Below are 18,212 nucleotides of genomic sequence, written 5' to 3' on the forward strand. Positions count from 1 at the left end.
CATCTGGATAGCGCTGTCCTAAGATAGCGCTATCCAAGAAAGTTTGCCCCACCCAACCAAGGAGACCTCCTTTGAAAAGCCCCCGCATCGCCCCCGCTCGCCGCCTCCTGCTGCTTGGCGCCGCCACCCTCGGCCTGGCCGCCGCTGCTGCACCTGCCTGGGCCCAGGCCAACTGGCCCGCCCGCCCGGTCACCTTGCTGGTCGGCTATCCGCCGGGCGGCCAGACCGACTTCGCGGGCCGCGTGCTCCTGGCGAACCTGCAGACCTCGCTCGGCCAGCCCGTCGTCATCGACAACAAGCCGGGCGTCAACGGCAACCTCGCCGCCACGGACGCCATGAAGGCTCCAGCCGACGGCTACCGGCTGCTGGTCGGCAACGGCTCGATGACCATCACGGCGCACGTCTACACGTCGATCTCGCCGGTGGATCCGCGCCAGCTCACTCCGATCGGAACGATGCTGCAGTCGGCACTGGTGCTCGCAGTGCCCGCCAGCTCTCCAATCAAGACCTATGCGGAATTCGCCGAGCACGCGAAGACCCGGCACCGTGCAGGCCGTGGCATCGACTACGGCACGGGCGGTGTCGGCGCGCTGCCGCACGTGACGATGGAACTGCTGCGCGAGCGCCTCGGCAATCCTTCAATGAACCACATCCCCTACAAAGGGAGCAGCCCCGCCATGACCGACCTCATCGCCGGCCGGCTCGACGCGATGTTCGACGCGACTTCGGTCATCGCGCCCTTTATCAAGTCGGGCCAGCTGCGGCCGCTGCTGGTCACCAGCGCGGTGCGCGTGCCGGCTTTCCCCGACGTGCCGACCGCTGCCGAGGTGGGGCTCAAGGATTTCAACATCGTGTCGTTCATCGGCCTCTATGGCCCGCCGAAACTGCCGGCGGACGTCGTGAAGAAAGCCAATGCGGCCCTCAACGCCGCACTCAAGGATCCCGCCATCGTCAAAGGCATCACCGACCGGGGCGACGAGCCTGGCGGCGGTACGCCCGAGCAACTGGCAGCCCTCACGCGCAGCCAGTACAAGACCTGGGGCGACGTCGTCAAGGCCAACAACATCCGTGCGGATTGAACAACGCATGAGCGGCGCGCTGGTCGTGATGGGCGTCTCGGGCTGCGGCAAGTCGCAGCTGGGTGCGGCGCTCGCCGCCCGGCTCGGCTGGCCACTCATCGAAGGGGACAGCTTCCATGCCGAGGCCAACCTCGAGCGCATGCGGCAAGGCATCCCGCTCACCGATGCCGACCGCGCCGGCTGGCTCACGCGGCTGGCCATGGAACTGGGGGATCATCCGGGCGGCGCGGTGCTGACCTGCTCCGCGCTGAAGGGCTCGTACCGCGACAGGCTCCGTGCGGCCGTCCCTGCGCTGCGCTTCGCCTGGCTCGACCTCGATCCGGCGTCGGCGCAGGCGAGGGTGGGTCAAAGACCCACCCACTTCTTCCCGGCCGGGCTCGTGGCGACGCAGTTCGAGGCATTGGAGCCGCCGCACGGCGAGCCTGGCGTCCTGCGGCTCGACGCACTGCTGCCGCCCGCCGAATTGGCAGAGCTCGTGCTTGGCTGGATGGCACGCGCCGAACCGTGCACATTGGTAACCGGTTCGTAACGGCGCGGCCCCCCCGAGGGGGAAAAATGCCTACTATCAAAAGATCGCCTTTCCCGAGCAAGACAGCATTCCCATGAAACTCCATCCGGTGGTGGCCACGGTCACCGACCGCATCCGCGAACGCAGCGCCGCCAACCGCTCGGCTTACCTCGAGCGGCTGGACGCCGCGGCGGCGCGTGACCGCGGCGCCGACCGGCTGGGCTGCGCCAACGTCGCCCACGCTTTCGCCGGCATCCCGGCCAACGACAAGTTGCGGGTGGTGGCGGAGCGCGCGCCCAACATCGCCATCGTCAACTCCTTCAACGACATGTTGTCCGCGCACGCGCCTTATGGCCGCTACCCGGACCTGATCAAGGACGAAGCGCGGCGGCACGGTGCCACCGCCCAGGTCGCAGGGGGCGTTCCGGCCATGTGCGACGGCGTGACGCAGGGCACGGCCGGCATGGAGCTCAGCCTGTTTTCGCGCGACGTGATCGCCATGGCCACGGCGGTGAGCCTGAGTCACGACGTTTTCGACGCCGCGCTGCTGCTCGGCATCTGCGACAAGATCGTGCCCGGGCTGCTGATCGGTGCACTTCAGTTCGGCCACCTGCCAATGGTCTTCGTGCCCGGCGGGCCGATGCCCAGCGGCCTCTCCAACAGCGAAAAGGCCAAGGTGCGCGAGCAGGCCGCCCAGGGCCTGGTCGGCCGCGCCGAACTGCTGGACGCGGAGTCGCGGGCGTACCACTCGCCCGGCACCTGCACCTTCTACGGCACGGCCAACAGCAACCAGATGCTGATGGAGGCCATGGGCCTGCACGTGCCGGGCGCCGCCTTCGTGCAGCCGCAGGACACGCTGCGCGACGAACTCACCCGTGAGGCGGTGCGCACCGCGCTCGCGGCGGTGAAGGCGCGCCGGTTCACCCCCATCGGCCGCATCGTGGACGAGCGCTGCATCGTGAATGCGATGTCGGCTTTGCTGGCGACGGGCGGCTCGACCAACCACCTGATCCACTGGGTGGCGGTCGCGCGGGCCGCCGGCATCGCCATCGACTGGAATGACTTCAGCGAACTCTCGGGCGTGGTGCCGCTGCTGTCGCGCGTCTACCCGAACGGCACCGCCGACGTGAACCACTTCCAGGCCGCGGGCGGGCCGGGCTTCGTCATCCGCGAGCTGCTCGATGCGGGATTGATGCACGAGGATGTGCTGACGGTGCGGGAAGGGGGGCTGCGCGAGTTCACGCGGGTGCCCTGCCTTGCCAGCGCCCTCACCCCCGCCCTCTCCCAGAGGGAGAGGGAGCAACAACCGCTCTCGTGGCGCGACGTCGGCGAATCCGGCGACCTGACCGTCGTGCGCCCCGCCGTCGACCCCTTCAGCCCCACCGGCGGCCTGAAGCTCCTCACCGGCAACCTCGGCCGCAGCGTCATCAAGGTGTCGGCGGTGCCGGAGGAGCGCCATGTCATCGAGGCACCTGCCCGCATCTTCGACAGCCAGGACGCGATGCTTGCGGCGTTCAAGGCCGGCGAGCTGGAACGCGACGTGGTCTGCGTGGTGCGCTGGCAAGGGCCGCGCGCCAACGGCATGCCGGAACTGCACAAGCTCACGCCGCCGCTGGCCGTGCTGCAGGGCAAGGGCTTCCGCGTGGCGCTGGTGACCGACGGCCGCATGAGCGGCGCGTCCGGCAAGGTGCCCGCGGCGATCCACGTCTCGCCGGAGGCCGCCGCCGGGGGGCCGCTGGCCTTGCTGCGCGATGGCGACGTCGTGCGGCTGGACGCGCCGGCCGGCACCTTGCAGGCCCTGGTGCCTGGTGAGGAATGGTCGCGCCGTGCCGCGGCGGTGATGCCGCCGGCGCAACAGGCCGGCAACGGATTCGGCATCGGCCGCGAATTGTTCGCGGGCATGCGGCGCAACGCGCTGGCCGCGGAAGAAGGAGCATGCACATGGCTTTGATGCCGAGCGCGCTGGAAGTCATGGGTGACGCACCCGTGATCCCGGTCATCGTCCTGGAAGACGTGGCCCATGCCGTGCCGCTGGCGCGCGCGCTGGTGGCCGGCGGCATCCGCATGCTGGAGGTGACGCTGCGCACGCCCGCGGCGCTGGCCTGCATCGAGAAGATCGCGAAGGAGGTGCCGGACGCCGTGGTGGGCGCGGGCACGGTGCGCAGCGCCGCGGATGCCCAGGCCGCGACGATGGCCGGCGCTCGCTTCGCGGTCAGCCCTGGCTACACCCATGCGATCGGCAAGGCCTGTCATGACCTCGGGCTCGCATTGCTGCCGGGCGTGGCGACCGGCAGCGAGATCCTGGCTGCGCAGGAGGATGGCTACACCGCGCTCAAGTTCTTCCCAGCCGTGCAGGCCGGCGGGCTCGCCATGCTGAAAGCCTGGCAGGGTCCGTTTGGCGATGTGCGGTTTTGCCCGACGGGTGGCGTTTCCGCGGCGAATGCCGCGGAGTTCCTGGCGCTGGCGAATGTGGCCTGCGTGGGCGGCTCTTGGCTGACACCGGCCGATGCCGTCAAGAACGGCCAATGGGACCGGATCACGGCACTGGCCGCGGAGGCGGCCAAGCTGCCGCGTCCGAGACGCTAGACGGATTCGGCCGCGCGCTGGATCAGCTCGATCTTGTAGCCGTCCGGGTCGGTCACGAAGGCGATCACCGTCGTGCCGCCCTTCACCGGGCCCGGTTCGCGCGTGATGTTCCCGCCGGTGGCACGGATGCGGTCGCACGCCACGTAGACGTCCTGCACCCCGATGGCGATGTGGCCGAAGGCTCCGCCCATGTCGTAGCTGTCCACGCCGTGGTTGTAGGTCAGCTCGAGTTCCGCGTGCTCCGGGTTGGTCCCGTAGCCCACGAAGGCCAGTGAATACTTCTGGTCGGGGCGTTCCGTGGTCCGCAGCAGGTTCATGCCCAGGACCTGGGTGTAGAAGTCGATGGAACGCTTCAGGTCGCCGACGCGCAGCATGGTGTGGAGGATTCGCATCGGCCAATTATGGCTTGGACCAAGTCTGTCGGATTCAGCCTACGTGGACAGCGGGGCCAAACCGGCGATCATCAGCGGCTCATGAAGAGATGCTTCGTTGCCCACTGCGCCTGGCTGGCGCTGGCGGGACTCGCCCCCGGACTGCAGGCTCAGCAGCCGACGCCGGCCTTCGAGCTGGTCGTGCGCGCGCCGGAACCGTTGCGCGCACTGTTGGAGCGTCATCTCGAATTGCGCCGCTACCGCCAGGTGAGCGACCTCGACGATGCGGAGATCGCCAGGCTGCTGGTGCTGGCCGAAAAGGATGCGCGTGAGCTGCTCGCCACCCAGGGCTATTTCTCGCCCGACCTGAAGATCAGCCGCGAAGGCGGCGACAAGCCCGTGATCGTGGTGGCCGTCACGCCGGGCGAGGCCGCGAAGGTCGAGGACGTCCGGATCGATTTCGAGGGCGAGATCGCCGCCACGGCCGAGCGCGATGCGGTCGCGCAGCGCAACGCCATCCGCACTGGCTGGGAACTGCCGGTCGGGCAGAGCTTCACCAACGACCGCTGGGACAGCGCGAAGTCGACCGCGCTGAAGCAGTTGGTGGCGCGGCGCTACCTGGCCGGCAAGGTGAACTACAGCCTGGCCGACGTGGATGCGGCCACCCAGCGGGTGCGGCTGGGGCTGCGGCTGGAGTCCGGCCCGACGTACCACCTCGGCCCGATGAAGGTGTCCGGCATGGAGCGCTACGACCCGGTCCTGGTTCCGCGGCTGGCCCGCCTGCCCGAAGGCATGGTGTACGACCAGGAGAAGATCGTGCAGGCCCAGCTGCGGCTGGCCGGGAGCGGCTACTTCGAGTCGGCGTTCATCCTGGTCGACCCCGAAGGTGACCCGGCCGCCGCGCCGGTGCAGGTGACCGTGCGCGAGGCGCCGCTGCACAAGCTGGTCCTGGGCGTCGGCTTCACCACGGACGGTGGGCCCCGGCTGACCGCCGAGCACACCTGGAACCGGGTGCCGGGCATCGGCTGGCGCGCCCTCACCAAGTTGCAGGCGGAGAAGAAGAATCCCTTCGCGCAGACCGAGTGGATGGCGATCCCCGACCCGGACGGGTGGCGCTGGGCGGTGCTGGCCCGTGCCGAGCGGCTCGACGATGACCGCATCGTCACGCATGGCCAGCGGCTGCGGGTCGGCAAGCTGGTCACGGACGACCATATCGACCGCAACGTCTACGTGCAATACGAGCGGGCGACCGTGCAGAACCCGCGCAACGTGGTTCTCACGCCGCTGGACACGGGCGCGGGCTCGGCCGTCAGCGTGAACTACGTCTGGACGGGGCGCTACTTCGACAGCGTGCCGTATCCGAACCGGGGCTACGGCCTGGGCGTCGAGTTCGGCGGCGGCCTGACGCTGGCCGGCGACCGCCGGCCGTTCCAGCGCACGCAGGTGCGCTGGATGGGCATCAAACCGCTGGAGAAGGGGCGCCTGCAATTGCGGGCCGAGGCCGGCGCCGTGTTCGCCAACTCGCAGGCGCGCATTCCCGCGTCGCAGCTGTTCCGCACCGGCGGCGACACGTCGGTGCGCGGCTACAAGTACCTGGGCATCGGCGTGCCCCTGCCGGACAACCTGGTCGGCCCCGGCCGCCTGATGGCGGTCGGCAGCGTCGAATGGCAGCGGCCGTTGCTGCGCGGCGGGCTGCCCAGCGACCTGGAGCACACCCTGTTCGTGGACGCGGGGGCCGTCGCCGACCACGTGCGCGACCTGCGGCCGCACGTCGGCGTGGGCACAGGCATCCGCTGGCGCAGCCCCGTGGGCCCGGTGGAGGGCTCCATCGCCTATGGGGTCAAGGCGCGCAAGCTGCGCCTGCATTTCACCGCGGGCTTCGTCTTCTGATGCGGCTCGCTCGCGGTTTCCGATGGCTGGCGCGCGGCTTGGCCGCGTTGCTCCTCCTGCTGGTTCTCGCCGCCGCGGGACTCTGGTGGTGGGCCGGCCAGGAAGGCTCGCTGGAATGGACGCTGCGGCGCCTCACGCGCGGCCAGCCCCTGGAGACGCAGGGTGTGCACGGCTCCTTGCGTTCCGGCTGGCGCATCGAGCGGCTCGTGTGGCAGCAGGGCGGGCTGAAGGTCGAGGTGGAAGGGGTCACGCTGGAGTGGCAGCCCCTGGCGCTGCTGGGCCGCACGGTCCGGCTGGACCAGGTGGGCGTCGCCGCCGTGCGCGTGACTGACGAGCGGCCCGACACGAAGGAGCCGCTGCGCCTGCCCGATGCGATCGGCCTGCCGTATCGCGCGACGGTGGACGAAATCAAGGTGCGCAGCATCCGCTACGCCGGCCCCATGACGGTGGAAGCACAGAACCTCGCCGGCCGCTATGCCTTCGACGGCCTGCGCCACCACCTGCGCGTGGACACGCTGCAACTGGCCGGCGGCAGCTACCAGGCGCAGGCGACGCTGGGCGCACTGGCTCCGCTGCCGCTGGACCTGAAGCTGGACGGCCGGTTCCAGGCACCGGTGCCGGGCGGGCAAGATGCCCTGCCGCTCGTGTTCAGCGCACAGGCCAAGGGCCCGCTCGCGGACTTCCAGGCCCGGGCGAGGCTCCAGCTGGCGCCTGGCGTTCCTCATGCCGGACCGGCGCCCAGCGCCACGGCCAGCGCCCGCGTCACGCCCACGGCCGACATGCCAGTGCCGCGCGGCGAGGCCGACGTGCGCCTGCTGGACCTGGCGCTGCTCTGGCCGCAGGCGCCGCGCACGCAATTGAACGGGCGCATCGAAGTCGCGCCGGCCGGTGCCGCTGCGTGGCAGCTGCGCGCCGATCTGCGCAACGAAGTCGCCGGCCCATGGGACCAGGGACGGTTGCCGCTGACGGCGTTCAAGGGAGAAGGCGAGTGGCGCGGTGGCGCGGCGCTCGTGCGCGAGCTGGTCGCGCGCGTCGGGGACGGCAGCATCGAAGGCCGGGGCGAGTGGAAGGGCGCGGCGCAGGGCTGGGAATTCAACGGCAAGGTGCAGGGCGTCGATCCGGCGGCGCTGCACGGGTCGATGGCGTCGGTTCCTTTGTCAGGACCGGTCAAGCTCTCCGGCAAGGCTGCCGCGGTCGACTTCGAGACGACCTTGAAGGCAGAAGGTGGCGCGCGCCGCCCACGCCGCGCAGCGGCCGGCGGGGACGACGTCCGGGCATTGGCCGGCGCCCTGGAGTGGCGCGACATCGAGGCCCGCGGCAGCTGGGACGCCGGCTTGCTGCGCCTGCCCGCGGTGCGGCTGCGGACCAGCGACGCGGAGCTCACCGGCAACGTCGAAGTGAACGTGGAGAAGCGCGCCGGCAGCGGCAAGCTGAACTTCACCGCCCCCGGCCTGCGCGCCAACGCCGACGGGGAGATTGCCGAAACCCGCGGCCGCGGGGTGCTGGAACTCGATGCGCCGCAGCTCGCGGCGGCGCGGCAGTGGCTGGCCCGCTGGCCCGGCCTGCGCACCTTGCTGCCCGCCGGACCGGCGGGAGGCAGCGCCCGGGCCCGCGTCGCTTGGCAGGGCGGCTGGGCCGACCCTACCGTGCAAGCGCGCGCGGACGCATCGAACGTGCTGTTGTCGCCGCCGCCGGCCGCTACCGCCCCCGCTGCGGTTCCGGCACCCGCCGCTGCGCCATGGCTGCTGCGCCGGCTGGCCGCCACGGTCGACGGCCGCCTGCGCGATGCGCGCCTCGAGGTCGAAGCGCGTGCGGAACGTGGGCAGCGGCAGATCGACCTGCGCACCGCGGGCCGGCTGGGTCATGTGGCGAAGACCTGGCGCGGCGAGTTCGCCAGCCTCGACGTGACCGCGACCGATTCCACGGTGACGCCCGGCCCCTGGCAGCTCACGCTGCGCCGGCCGGTGACGTGGACTTTCGGCACGGCGCGGCTCGAAGTGGCTGCCGGCGAGGCGGCGCTGCGTGCGCCCGCGGCCCGTGGCGCCTCTGCAACCGAGGCGCTCGTGGCCTGGGGGCCGGTCCGGCGGCAGGGTGGTGCGTTGCAGACCGCGGGCCGCGTGAGCGGCCTGCCCATGTCCTGGATCGAATTGCTGGGCGGCCCGCAGATGGCCGGCTCGGCCCTGTCGGGCGACATGGTGTTCGACGCCGAGTGGAACGCGCAGATCGGCGATGCGCTGCGCGTCGAGGCTTCACTGGCCCGCGTCCGCGGGGACGTGACGGTGCTGGCCGAGAACGCCGATGGCGCGGCCACGCGCGTGCCCGCCGGGGTGAAGGCTGCCCGGGTCACGTTGCGCAGCGAGGGCGATCAGCTGGTGCTCGGCTTGCAATGGGACAGCGAACGCGCCGGCACGGCGCAGGGGCAGATCACTACGCGCATGGTCCGCGCGGACGGCGGCTGGCGCTGGCCGGACGACGCGCCCCTGGCGGGTACCGTGAAGGCGCAGTTGCCACGTCTCGGCGTGTGGTCCGTCCTGGCGCCGCCGGGGTGGCGCTTGCGCGGCGCACTCAGTGCCGACGTGGCGGTCGCCGGAACGCGCACGCTGCCGCAGTTCAGCGGCACGCTGGATGCCGATGACCTGGCGCTGCGCTCCGTCGTGGACGGCATCGAACTGCGCAACGGCCGGCTGCGTGCGCGGCTGGAAGGCCAGAAGCTGGTGGTGAACGAGTTCCTGCTGCGCGGCAGCGACAACCAGGGCGCCGGTGGCGGCACGCTCGTGGCCTACGGCGAAGGCAGCTGGACGCCCCAAGGGGTGCAGCTGCAGGCGCAGGCGCAGCTCACGCAACTGCGCGCCAGTATCCGGGACGACCGCGAACTCACCGTCTCCGGTCCGTTGCAGGCGAAGATCGACCGCTCGGGCACCGCGATCACGGGCCAGCTCGAATTCGACCGGGCGCGCATCCAGATCCCCGACGAGACCGCCCCCCGCCTGGGCGACGACGTCATCGTGCGGAATGCGCCCGGCGTGCCGGCGACCGACGCCGAGCGCAAGCTGAAACCCGCGCCCACCACGGGCGGCCGCACCGTGACGCTTGCGGTGAGCGTCGACATGGGGCCGGACTTCCGGGTGAGCGGACGTGGCATCGACACCCGGCTTGCCGGCACGCTGCAGATGGAGGGCCGCTCCTTCGGCCTGCCTCGCCTCGTCGGCACGATCCGCACTGTCGGGGGGCAGTACGAGGGCTACGGCCAGCGCATGGCGATCGAGCGCGGCGAGATCCGCTTCACCGGTCCGGCCGACAACCCGTCGCTCGACATCCTGGCGATCCGTCCCAACATCACCGAGCGCGTCGGAGTGCTGATCACGGGGCGCGCCCAGTCGCCGCACGTCGAGCTGTATTCGGAATCCGGGCTGGCCGAAGCCGAAACGTTGTCGTGGCTGGTGCTGGGACGCTCTTCCGCCGGCGGCGGCACCGAGACCGCGCTGCTGCAGCGCGCGGCGGCCGCGCTGCTCTCGAGGCGCGGCGGCGGCAGCGGCAAGGGGTTCGCCAGCCGGATCGGCCTCGACGATTTCTCGGTGCGTGATGCCGATGCCGGCGGGACCATGGTGCGCCTGGGCAAGCGCTTCAGCGACAACTTCTATGCCGCGTACGAGCGCAGCCTCTCAGGCGCGATGGGCACGCTCTACATCTTCTACGACGTCTCGCGCCGGTTCACCATCCGGGCCGAAGCAGGCGAGCGCAGCGGCGTGGACCTGATCTTCACGTTCACGTCCGGGCGCTCGAAACCCTAGCCGCTTTCAGCGCAGTTCGAACACCAGGCAAGTCGTCGTGCCGTGCGCGTACAGCGTGCCGTCCGGTCCGTAGAGGCGGGCCTCGGCGGTGGCCAACTGGCGGCCGCAATGAATGACCTTGCCCTCGGCGCGCACGCGCTGCACCTTGGGGGTGATCGCCTTGACCAGGTTCACGCCGAGTTCGGCTGTGGTGTAGCCGCGGCCGGGCGGCATCATCGTGTGGACAGCGCAGCCGAGCGCGGAATCGAGCATCGTGGCGTACCAGCCACCATGGATGCCGCCCATCGGGTTGAAATGGTCCGGGCCGGGTATGCCCTGGAACATGGCGCGGCCCTCGTCGACCTCCAGCAACTGGAAGCTGAGGGTGCGCGCGATCGGCGGGTAGGGTAGCCGTCCGTCCAGCATCATGCGCATCGTCTCCAGCCCGCTCTTGCCGGCCACCTGCTCCGGCTTCGCGACGCCGCAGCCGACACCGGCCTCGATGCGGGCCACCACCTCGCGCTCCTGCGCAAGCCATGCTTCCAGCTGGTTCATCTGGGTCATCACTTCCTGCTCCGTGGTTTATCTTGCATATGCAACAGTTGCAGCTACAATAATCGACATGGACACCGCCGTCAAGCCGCAGGGCTGCACCAACCTCAAGCTGCGCCAGCTGATGCGGCGGGTGGCGCAGCACTACGATGCCGAGGTCGGCAAGACCGGCTTGCGCGGCACCCAGTATTCCCTGCTGTCCTATGTGGCGAAACTCGGGCCCATTCGACCTGTCGACCTGGCGCGCACGATGAAGGTCCAGGCTTCCACGCTCACCCGCAATCTGCGGCCGCTGATCGACGCCGGCTATCTTCGGCAGGATGCCGGGCCCGATGCGCGCAGCCGCCTGGTGACTGTGACCGAGGCGGGCCGCGAAAAGCGTCAGGAGGCGCAGCGCCGCTGGCGCGTCGCGCAGGAAGCGCTCAATGCGAAGCTGGGGGAGGCGCGCGTCGTCGCGCTGCATGCGCTGCTCGACGAATGCCAGGATTTGATGGCCGACGTGCCGGAAGGAAACATCGATGAGTGACCACAAGCGCGCCACGGCCTTCTGGCTGGTGCTTCTTGCCGCCGCCGGCACTTTCGCATTGACGATGGGCACGCGTCAGACCATGGGGCTGTTCCTGTCCCCGCTGAACACGGCCACCGGGTTGGGCCTGGCCAGCATCAGCCTGGCTTTCGCCTTCGGCCAGCTGTGGTGGGGCCTCACGCAGCCTTTCGCCGGCGCCATGGCCGACAAGGTCGGAGCGGGCCGGGTGCTGCTCGTGGGCGCGTTGCTGGTGGCCATCGGGACCTTCATCACGCCTTACATGACGACGACGGCCGGCCTGATCTTCGCGATCGGCGTGCTCTCCGCCGGCGGCGCCGGCATGGCCGGTCCCGCGGTGCTCATGGCCGCGACCACGCGGCTGATCCCGCCCGAGAAGCGCGGGCTGGCGACCGGCATCGTGAATGCCGGCGGTTCGTTCGGCCAGTTCGTGATGGCGCCGATCGCGGCGGCGCTGATCATCGGCGTGGGTTGGGCCAGTGCGATGCAGGTCATGGGCCTGCTGGTGCTCTTGTGCCTGCCGGCGGCCCTGTTGCTGCGCGGGAATTCGGCGCAAGCCGCGCCCGCCGGGCAGAAGGTGCTGGGCACGCGGGAAGCGATCCGCGAGGCCTTGCGCAATCCGAGCTACCTGCTGCTGGGCGCGGGCTTCTTCGTCTGCGGCTTCCACGTCGCTTTCCTCGCCACGCATTTGCCCGGCGTCGTCGCTTCCTGCGGCCTGCCCACGCAATGGGCCGGCTGGTCGCTGGCGATGATCGGCCTGTTCAACATCGTGGGCAGCGTCGCCATGGGCTGGGCGGTGGGCCGCTGGCGGATGAAGTCGCTGTTGTCCCTGGTTTATGCGACACGCGCGCTCGCCGTGCTGGTGTTCCTGTTCGCGCCCAAGACCGGCCCGGTGCTGCTGGTGTTCGCCGCCGTCATGGGGCTCACGTTCCTGTCGACAGTGCCGCCGACCGCCGGCCTCGTCGCCAAGTTCTTCGGGCCCTCGAACATGGCAACGCTGTTCGGCATCGTGATGCTCACGCACCAGGTGGGCGGGTTCCTGGGCGCCTGGCTGGGCGGCAAGGTGTTCGAGGCGACCGGCTCCTACGACTGGATCTGGTACATCGACATCGTGCTGGCGGTCGGCGCGGCGCTGGTGCACCTGCCCATCCGTGAGGCGCACCTGCCGTTGTCCGCGCGCGCCGCCCGGGCCTAGCCGGCAGTCGCGCCAGGCTGAGCCTCGCAGGCTCAGCGTTGGCGTTGGCCTACAAACGGCAGAGCTTCGTTTCCGGCTCTGCGGAGGCCGGATGTCGCATGAAAGCACAGCCGCCGTACTACCATCGGACTCACATGCTAGGTGCAGAGTATTATCATGTCTGCTACCTCACCCGAACGCATGGAAGAGAAACCCGCTCGCCTGACCGTCCTCATCGACGCGGAGAGAAAAAAGGCCTTTGAAGAGCTCTGCGCCTCCCAGGACATCACAGCCTCGCAAGTGCTGAGGCAGCTCATCCGGGACTACCTCAGCAAGCACGGCGTCGACTACGTCCCCCTCATCCAGCCGCGGAAAACCGAGTAAGCCGCCCCGTCCGGCGCTGGAGCAATTACACTCCGATTCACATCGGAACCGAATTGCCCATGGAGCTCAAGACCGCCCGGCTGACCATCCTGATCGACCCTGCCAAGAAGACGGCCTTCGAGGACCTGTGCCGCACGCAGGACATGACGCCATCGCAAGTGGTGCGCCGGTTGATCCGGGACTACATGCAAGACGAGGCGCCCGCCGCGGTGCCTCGCAAGGCGGCCGCCCGCAAGGCCGCGCCCGCCAAGCGCAAGCGCTGAGACGCTACACCGGCACCGTGTAGTTGAGCGTCATGCGCCCGCCGTCGACGACGACGATCTCGCCGGTCACATAGCTGGCCGCGTCGCTGGCCAGCCAGGCCACCGCATCCGCGACTTCCCCGGGCTCACCGAGCCGCTTCATCGGCGTCCGGCTCATGATCCTCGCCTTGGCTTCCTCGCTGGTCAACACCGCTTTCGCCGCCAGTTCGGTGGCGATCGTGCCCGGCGCCACCGCGTTCACCCGGATGCCCTTGTCGGCAAGCGCCAGCGCCATCACGCGGGTGAGCTGGTTGATCCCGCCCTTGCTCACGTTGTAGCTGGCGATGGTGGGGATGGCCAGGGTCCCGTTGACCGAACTCATGTTGACGATGGCGCCGCGTCCCGTCTTGGCCATCTCGCGCGCCGCGGCCTGGCCCACCAGGAAGCTGCCTTTCAGGTTGATCCGCAGGACCGCGTCGAAGTCCGCCTCGCTGATGTCCAGGAAATCGGCGGCCTTGAAGATGCCGGCGTTGTTCACCAGCACGTCGATCCGGCCGTGGGTGAGTGCGGCTTTCTGCACGAGGGTGTCGACCTGCGCGCGGTCGCCGACATCGCAATGCACGAAGAGTCCGCCGAGTTCGGCGGCCAGCGCCTGGCCGCGCGCATCGTCGATGTCGGCCACCACCACCTGGGCGCCGTCGCGCGCGAAGCGCCGGCAGCAGGCCTCGCCGATGCCCTGCGCACCGCCCGTGACGATGCAGACGCGGCCGGCGAGCCCGAAGGAAATCGCGTTGCTGTTCATGCGCGCATCGTACCCGCCCACGCATCGCCGAAGCGGCGCGCATTGGCCAGCACGACGGCCGCGCTGTCCCCCGGGCGGTAGAGCGCGGAGCCGATGCCGAAGCCCGTGGCGCCGGCGGCGCGGTAGGCCGCCATGGACTCGGGCGCGATCCCACCGACGGGCAGCAACGCGGCCTCGCGCGGCAGCACCGCGCGCAGCGCCTTCACGGCCGCGGGCGGGATCATTTCCGCCGGAAAGAGCTTGAGCGCCGCCGCGCCTTCGGCCAACGCGGCGAAAGCCTCGCTGGCCGTCGCAACGCCAGGAACGCAGGGCAGGCCCAGGCGCACGGCCTCGCGCACCACGGCCGGGTTGAAGTTGGGCGAGATGATCAACTGGCCGCCGGCACGGTGGACGGCACGCACATCCTCCGGCGTCAACACCGTTCCCGCCCCGATCAGCACCTGGGGAAAGGCCTGGGCCAGGCTGGCGATGCTGCGCAGCGGCTCCGGCGAATTCAGCGGGACCTCCAGCAGCGTCCAGCCGGCCTTGACCAGCGCCGCGCCGATCTCTTGCGCGTCGCCAGGCGGCAGCCCCCGGAGGATGGCAACCAGCGGAAGCTGCGCCAGCGCGGCGGAAAAGCGTTCGTTCATGCCTGCACTCCTCGCGCGATGCGCCAAAGCCCGCGCCACGTGGCCTCCGCGCCCAGGCACCGGCTCGCCGTGCCCTGCCACGTCAATGCCGAGGCGTACCGCTGCGCGAGGGTGGCGCTGCCGATCACAGTCACCGGTGACGCCGCGCGGGGTTGCGCACGCAACTCCTCGCCGATCACGAGGCCGGACAAATAGCTGGGCATGCCGGCCGCCGGCATCCGGTCGAACAGCGACAGCGTGCGCGCGCTGAATGCCGCGCGCAACAGGCTGCCGCTGCCGGCCGCTTGCGCCAGGCCCTGCCGGAAAGCGTCTTCATCCAGTGGCCCATCTTCCGCGGGCAGGGTGCGCGCCAGGATCGAGTGCTGGCGCAGCAACGCATAGAACTCGCCCGACATCCAGGTGGAAAAAGACTGGACGCGGCCGCCCTCCACACGCACCCATTTGCTGTGCGTGCCGGGCAGCACGAACAGGCCTTCGGTCTGGTCCAGCAGCGACATCGCGCCGAACACCTGCACTTCTTCGCCGCGCAGCACATCGGGCACGCCGTCGTGCTCGCAGCTCAAGCCCGGCACGATGGCGGTCCGCGCATCGATCCACTGGAGGTGCGCCCCGATCTCGCCGAACCCCGCGGGGCACGCGCAGTAAGGTGCTTCCACCCAGCCCTGCCGGCTGCCGGCCATGCCGCTCACGAGGCAAAGCTCACCGGGAGCCTGGCGCAACCAGTCGCCGCATGTTTCGTCCAGGACCTGCGGAAAGCCTCCGGCCGGGACCGTGAGGATGCCCCGTGGATTCCCCCGCTCTTCCAGCACGGTACCGTCTTCGCCGATGCGCGCGACGCGCAACGAAGACGTGCCCCAGTCGACAGCGACCAGCGCCTTCACAAGAGCTCCCGCACCTGTTCCGGCCGGGGCAAGGACGCGACCGCGCCGAAGCCTTGCACGGCGAGCGCCGCCGCGGCATTCGCGTAGCGCGCGGCGTCGAACACGCTTTCACCGCTCGCCAGGCGCGCCAGCAGGTTCCCGCAGAAGCAGTCCCCCGCGCCGGTGGCGTCGACCACTTCCACCCGGAAACCCGGGATGCTCTGCGCGCCTTGGCCATCGCTCACCAGGGCGCCATCCGCACCGAGCTTGAGCACCACCTGCTTGGCACCCAGTTCGTGACTCCATTGCACGATCCGGGAGGGATCTTCGTGGCCGCTCAAGACGTTGACGTCATCCACGCTCGGCAGGAAGAAGTCGCTGAGGCCGATGGCCCGCGTGAGCGTGGCACGGGCCTCGTCCAGGGACCAGAGCTTGAGCCGCAGGTTCGAGTCGAGCGAAACGAGCACCCCCGCGTTCCGGGCCTCGGCCATCGCCTGGAACACGGTCTCGCGCGCGCTCGCCGAAATGGCGAGCGAGATGCCGGAGACGTGCAGGATCTTCGCTTCGCACAGCAGCGCGCGCGGCAGCCAGGCCGGCGTCATGCGGCTGGCGGCGGAACCCGCGCGCCGATAGGTGAATTCGTGGCCGCTCGGCCCATGGGTCACAAAGTAGATGCCGGTCGGAGCCGTGTCATCGCGCTCCACGCCGCTGGTGTCCACGCCTTCGTGCCGCCACAAGGCTTCCAGTGCATCGCCGAACGTGTCCCGGCCCAGGCGGGTCAGGTAGGCCGTGCGGGCGCCCGCACGGGCCGCGGCGATCACCGCGTTGCTGGTGTCCCCGCCGAAGCCCTGGAGGTACTGCGGCTCGCCAGGACGCGTCTGGTTGAATTCGAGCATGGCCTCGCCGAGCGCGGCCACGTCAAAGCGTTTTTCCATTTCGGCAATTGTCAGTCGAAATCCAGCAACACCTTCATGGCCTGCGAGCGATCCGCCGCCAGCGCGAACGCCCGGCCGGCGTCGCGATAGGGCACGGTCGCGGAGATCAGCGGCTTGACGTCGACCAGGCCCTTGTTGAGCAGCTCGACCGCGATGCCGAATTCCTCATGGAAGCGAAAGGTGCCGCGCAGGTCGAATTCCTTGGCGACAATGGTGTTGATCGGCAGCGTCATCTCACCGCCGATGCCGACCTGCACGATGATGCCGCGCGGACGCACGGCGTCGAAGGCGCCACGCAGGGCGCGCTCGTTCCCGCTGGCTTCGAACAGCACGTCGAACTGGCCCTTGTCGGCGCTGAATGCCGCCAGGCCGTCCGGCTGCTGCGCGATGTTGACGACCTGGTCGGCTCCGACCTTCATCGCACTGCGCAGGGGGAAGTCCCCCATGTCCGTGACGACGATCTGCGAGGCGCCGGCGCGGCGTGCCGCGAGCACCACCAGCGCCCCGATCGGCCCGCAGCCGGTGACCAGCACGCTCTTGCCCAGCAGCGATCCGGCGCGGCGCACCGCGTGCAAGGCCACGGCGAGCGGCTCGGCCATCGCGCCTTCGCGGTCACCCAGGTTGTCGGCCAGCTTGTACGCCTGCGAGGTCTCGATGACGATCTCGCGACGGAACGCGCCTTGCACGTGCGGATTGCGCATGGCGCTGCCGTAGTACCGCATGTCCAGGCAATGGTTCTGCAGGCCCTGCTGGCAGTAGCGGCAGGCGCCGCAGGGCCGGCTCGGACTGATCGCGATGCGATCGCCCACGGCGAAGCCGGTCACTGCGGCACCGGCTTCCTCGATCACGCCGGCCACCTCGTGCCCCAGCACCATCGGCTGCTTCACGCGGACGGTGCCGAAGCCGCCGTCCTGGTAGTAGTGCAGGTCGGAGCCGCAGATGCCGCCGAAGCGGACGCGCACGCGCAACTGGTGCGGCAGGACTTCCGGCGTGGGCACGTCCTCGACGCGCAGGTCGCGGGCGGCGTGGATGACGAGAGCGTCCATGGGAGCCTTAAAGCGTGGCCGTGACGCCGCCATCCACGTAGAGGATGTGGCCGTTCACGAATTTCGAGGCATCGCTGGCGAGGAACACCGCCGCGCCGACCAGGTCTTCGACATCGCCCCAGCGGCGGGAAGGGGTGCGGTTGATCAGCCAGGCGCTGAACTCGGGGTTGTCGACCAGCGCCCGGTTCAACTCCGTCTTGAAGTAGCCCGGCCCCAGGCCGTTGACCTGGATGCCGTGCGGCCCCCAATCGATGGCCATGCCCTTGGTCAGCATCTTCACGGCGCCCTTGCTCGCGGTGTAAGGGGCGATGTTGGGGCGGCCCAGTTCGCTCTGGACCGAACAGACGTTGACGATCTTGCCGGCACCACGGGGGATCATGTGCCGCGCCACGGCCTGGCCGACGAGGAAGACGCTGTCGAGGTTGGTCTTCATCAGCTCGTGCCAATGCGCCTCCTCGAACTGCTCGAGCGGCGCGCGGCGCTGCATGCCGGCGTTGTTGACGAGGATGGCGATGGGGCCGATTTCAGCCTCGATGCGAGCCACGGCTTGCGTGACCGCGGCGCCATCGGTGACGTCGAACGCGGCCGTCTCGACCAACGCGCCCGCGGTCCGAAGCTTGGCCGCCACTTGTTCGAGCCTGCCGGCATCGCGCCCATTGAGCACGACGCGCGCGCCGGCGCCGGCCAGTCCGGCGGCCAGGGCGAGGCCGATGCCGGCGCTGGATCCGGTGATGAGAGCGGTGCGCCCGCTCAGGTCGAATTGGCGAAGGACCGCGTTCATCGGGGCTTCCTGCGATGCGTTTTCACGAGGTACGGGTAAGTCCGAACTCGGGCCAATCA

General features: G+C 69.9%; 18 protein-coding genes. 10 read left to right on the forward strand and 8 right to left on the reverse strand.

Features of this window, described 5'->3' with window-relative positions:
* Positions 1-71: 71 nt before the first annotated feature.
* The 4 genes from FN976_RS02150 to eda all read left to right on the forward strand — a co-directional run bounded on the left by FN976_RS02150 (position 72) and on the right by eda (position 4,173).
* Positions 72-1,079 carry a Bug family tripartite tricarboxylate transporter substrate binding protein gene (locus FN976_RS02150; protein WP_145890497.1) on the forward strand — a complete coding sequence of 336 codons (1,008 nt, stop codon included), beginning with the start codon at positions 72-74 and terminating at the stop codon, positions 1,077-1,079.
* Positions 1,069-1,608 carry a gluconokinase gene (locus FN976_RS02155; RefSeq protein WP_432417837.1) on the forward strand — a complete coding sequence of 180 codons (540 nt, stop codon included), beginning with the start codon at positions 1,069-1,071 and terminating at the stop codon, positions 1,606-1,608. The genes FN976_RS02150 and FN976_RS02155 overlap by 11 nt, the downstream gene beginning before the upstream one ends.
* 73 nt (positions 1,609-1,681) lie before the next feature.
* On the forward strand, positions 1,682-3,538 hold the full coding sequence (gene edd, locus FN976_RS02160) for a phosphogluconate dehydratase (RefSeq protein WP_145890500.1): 1,857 nt from the start codon (positions 1,682-1,684) through the stop codon (positions 3,536-3,538).
* A complete protein-coding gene (gene eda, locus FN976_RS02165) occupies positions 3,529-4,173 on the forward strand; it encodes a bifunctional 4-hydroxy-2-oxoglutarate aldolase/2-dehydro-3-deoxy-phosphogluconate aldolase (RefSeq protein ID WP_145890502.1) in 645 nt (214 codons plus the stop codon). Before edd ends, eda begins: the two co-directional genes overlap by 10 nt.
* On the opposite strand, the gene gloA is transcribed toward eda, so the two are convergent.
* Positions 4,170-4,565: a lactoylglutathione lyase gene (gloA, locus tag FN976_RS02170; RefSeq protein ID WP_145890504.1), complete on the reverse strand. Its 396-nt coding sequence runs from the start codon at positions 4,563-4,565 to the stop codon at positions 4,170-4,172. The genes eda and gloA overlap by 4 nt on opposite strands.
* Before the next feature lie 81 nt (positions 4,566-4,646).
* On the opposite strand from gloA, the gene FN976_RS02175 reads away from it, so the two are divergent.
* Both FN976_RS02175 and FN976_RS02180 read left to right on the forward strand, forming a co-directional pair.
* Complete coding sequence (locus tag FN976_RS02175) at positions 4,647-6,434, forward strand: autotransporter assembly complex protein TamA (RefSeq protein WP_255440044.1); 1,788 nt, start codon at positions 4,647-4,649, stop codon at positions 6,432-6,434.
* A 38-nt stretch (positions 6,435-6,472) separates the two neighbouring features.
* Positions 6,473-10,225: a translocation/assembly module TamB domain-containing protein gene (locus FN976_RS02180; RefSeq protein ID WP_145890507.1), complete on the forward strand. Its 3,753-nt coding sequence runs from the start codon at positions 6,473-6,475 to the stop codon at positions 10,223-10,225.
* A gap of 6 nt (positions 10,226-10,231) precedes the next feature.
* On the opposite strand, the gene FN976_RS02185 is transcribed toward FN976_RS02180, so the two are convergent.
* Complete coding sequence (locus FN976_RS02185; RefSeq protein WP_145890509.1) at positions 10,232-10,768, reverse strand: PaaI family thioesterase; 537 nt, start codon at positions 10,766-10,768, stop codon at positions 10,232-10,234.
* A 58-nt stretch (positions 10,769-10,826) separates the two neighbouring features.
* Here FN976_RS02185 and FN976_RS02190 point away from each other — a divergent pair, with 58 nt between their 5' ends.
* From FN976_RS02190 to FN976_RS02205, 4 genes are all read left to right on the forward strand, one after another.
* Positions 10,827-11,282 (forward strand): MarR family winged helix-turn-helix transcriptional regulator, encoded by a 456-nt coding sequence (locus FN976_RS02190; RefSeq protein ID WP_145890510.1) that lies wholly within the window; start codon positions 10,827-10,829, stop codon positions 11,280-11,282.
* Positions 11,275-12,495, forward strand: coding sequence for an MFS transporter (locus FN976_RS02195; RefSeq protein ID WP_145890512.1), 1,221 nt, complete (start codon positions 11,275-11,277; stop codon positions 12,493-12,495). Before FN976_RS02190 ends, FN976_RS02195 begins: the two co-directional genes overlap by 8 nt.
* A 180-nt stretch (positions 12,496-12,675) precedes the next feature.
* Positions 12,676-12,858 (forward strand): ribbon-helix-helix protein, CopG family, encoded by a 183-nt coding sequence (locus FN976_RS02200; RefSeq protein ID WP_145890514.1) that lies wholly within the window; start codon positions 12,676-12,678, stop codon positions 12,856-12,858.
* A gap of 59 nt (positions 12,859-12,917) precedes the next feature.
* Positions 12,918-13,121 carry a CopG family transcriptional regulator gene (locus FN976_RS02205; RefSeq protein WP_145890516.1) on the forward strand — a complete coding sequence of 68 codons (204 nt, stop codon included), beginning with the start codon at positions 12,918-12,920 and terminating at the stop codon, positions 13,119-13,121.
* Positions 13,122-13,125: 4 nt separating this feature from the next.
* Here the strand turns inward: FN976_RS02205 and FN976_RS02210 are convergent, their stop codons facing one another.
* From FN976_RS02210 to FN976_RS02235, 6 genes are read right to left on the reverse strand one after another with little or no spacing between them, the layout of a single operon-like run.
* A complete protein-coding gene (locus FN976_RS02210; RefSeq protein ID WP_145890518.1) occupies positions 13,126-13,902 on the reverse strand; it encodes an SDR family NAD(P)-dependent oxidoreductase in 777 nt (258 codons plus the stop codon).
* Positions 13,899-14,531, reverse strand: coding sequence for a 2-dehydro-3-deoxy-6-phosphogalactonate aldolase (locus FN976_RS02215; RefSeq protein ID WP_145890520.1), 633 nt, complete (start codon positions 14,529-14,531; stop codon positions 13,899-13,901). Before FN976_RS02215 ends, FN976_RS02210 begins: the two co-directional genes overlap by 4 nt.
* A complete protein-coding gene (locus FN976_RS02220) occupies positions 14,528-15,412 on the reverse strand; it encodes a 2-dehydro-3-deoxygalactonokinase (RefSeq protein WP_145890522.1) in 885 nt (294 codons plus the stop codon). The genes FN976_RS02215 and FN976_RS02220 overlap by 4 nt, the downstream gene beginning before the upstream one ends.
* The gene (locus FN976_RS02225; protein WP_145890524.1) at positions 15,409-16,326 is read right to left on the reverse strand and encodes a sugar kinase; all 918 of its coding nucleotides are present in this window, start codon (positions 16,324-16,326) and stop codon (positions 15,409-15,411) included. The genes FN976_RS02220 and FN976_RS02225 overlap by 4 nt, the downstream gene beginning before the upstream one ends.
* Positions 16,327-16,337: 11 nt before the next feature.
* On the reverse strand, positions 16,338-17,372 hold the full coding sequence (locus FN976_RS02230; RefSeq protein WP_145890526.1) for an L-idonate 5-dehydrogenase: 1,035 nt from the start codon (positions 17,370-17,372) through the stop codon (positions 16,338-16,340).
* Between the two features lie 7 nt (positions 17,373-17,379).
* Positions 17,380-18,153 (reverse strand): glucose 1-dehydrogenase, encoded by a 774-nt coding sequence (locus FN976_RS02235; RefSeq protein ID WP_145890528.1) that lies wholly within the window; start codon positions 18,151-18,153, stop codon positions 17,380-17,382.
* Positions 18,154-18,212 lie beyond the last annotated feature (59 nt).

This window comes from Caenimonas sedimenti, assembly GCF_007833165.1.
GTDB lineage: Bacteria > Pseudomonadota > Gammaproteobacteria > Burkholderiales > Burkholderiaceae_C > Ramlibacter > Ramlibacter sedimenti.

Bases quoted from the DNA above. Each gene is read 5' to 3' on its own strand.
- edd (WP_145890500.1), top strand. From the start codon at position 1,682: ATGAAACTCCATCCGGTGGTGGCCACGGTCACCGACCGCATCCGCGAA.
- eda (WP_145890502.1), top strand. From the start codon at position 3,529: ATGGCTTTGATGCCGAGCGCGCTGGAAGTCATGGGTGACGCACCCGTG.
- gloA (WP_145890504.1), bottom strand. From the start codon at position 4,565: ATGCGAATCCTCCACACCATGCTGCGCGTCGGCGACCTGAAGCGTTCC.
- FN976_RS02175 (WP_255440044.1), top strand. From the start codon at position 4,647: ATGAAGAGATGCTTCGTTGCCCACTGCGCCTGGCTGGCGCTGGCGGGA.
- FN976_RS02185 (WP_145890509.1), bottom strand. From the start codon at position 10,768: ATGACCCAGATGAACCAGCTGGAAGCATGGCTTGCGCAGGAGCGCGAG.
- FN976_RS02190 (WP_145890510.1), top strand. From the start codon at position 10,827: ATGGACACCGCCGTCAAGCCGCAGGGCTGCACCAACCTCAAGCTGCGC.
- FN976_RS02195 (WP_145890512.1), top strand. From the start codon at position 11,275: ATGAGTGACCACAAGCGCGCCACGGCCTTCTGGCTGGTGCTTCTTGCC.
- FN976_RS02200 (WP_145890514.1), top strand. From the start codon at position 12,676: ATGGAAGAGAAACCCGCTCGCCTGACCGTCCTCATCGACGCGGAGAGA.
- FN976_RS02205 (WP_145890516.1), top strand. From the start codon at position 12,918: ATGGAGCTCAAGACCGCCCGGCTGACCATCCTGATCGACCCTGCCAAG.
- FN976_RS02210 (WP_145890518.1), bottom strand. From the start codon at position 13,902: ATGAACAGCAACGCGATTTCCTTCGGGCTCGCCGGCCGCGTCTGCATC.
- FN976_RS02215 (WP_145890520.1), bottom strand. From the start codon at position 14,531: ATGAACGAACGCTTTTCCGCCGCGCTGGCGCAGCTTCCGCTGGTTGCC.
- FN976_RS02225 (WP_145890524.1), bottom strand. From the start codon at position 16,326: ATGGAAAAACGCTTTGACGTGGCCGCGCTCGGCGAGGCCATGCTCGAA.
- FN976_RS02230 (WP_145890526.1), bottom strand. From the start codon at position 17,372: ATGGACGCTCTCGTCATCCACGCCGCCCGCGACCTGCGCGTCGAGGAC.
- FN976_RS02235 (WP_145890528.1), bottom strand. From the start codon at position 18,153: ATGAACGCGGTCCTTCGCCAATTCGACCTGAGCGGGCGCACCGCTCTC.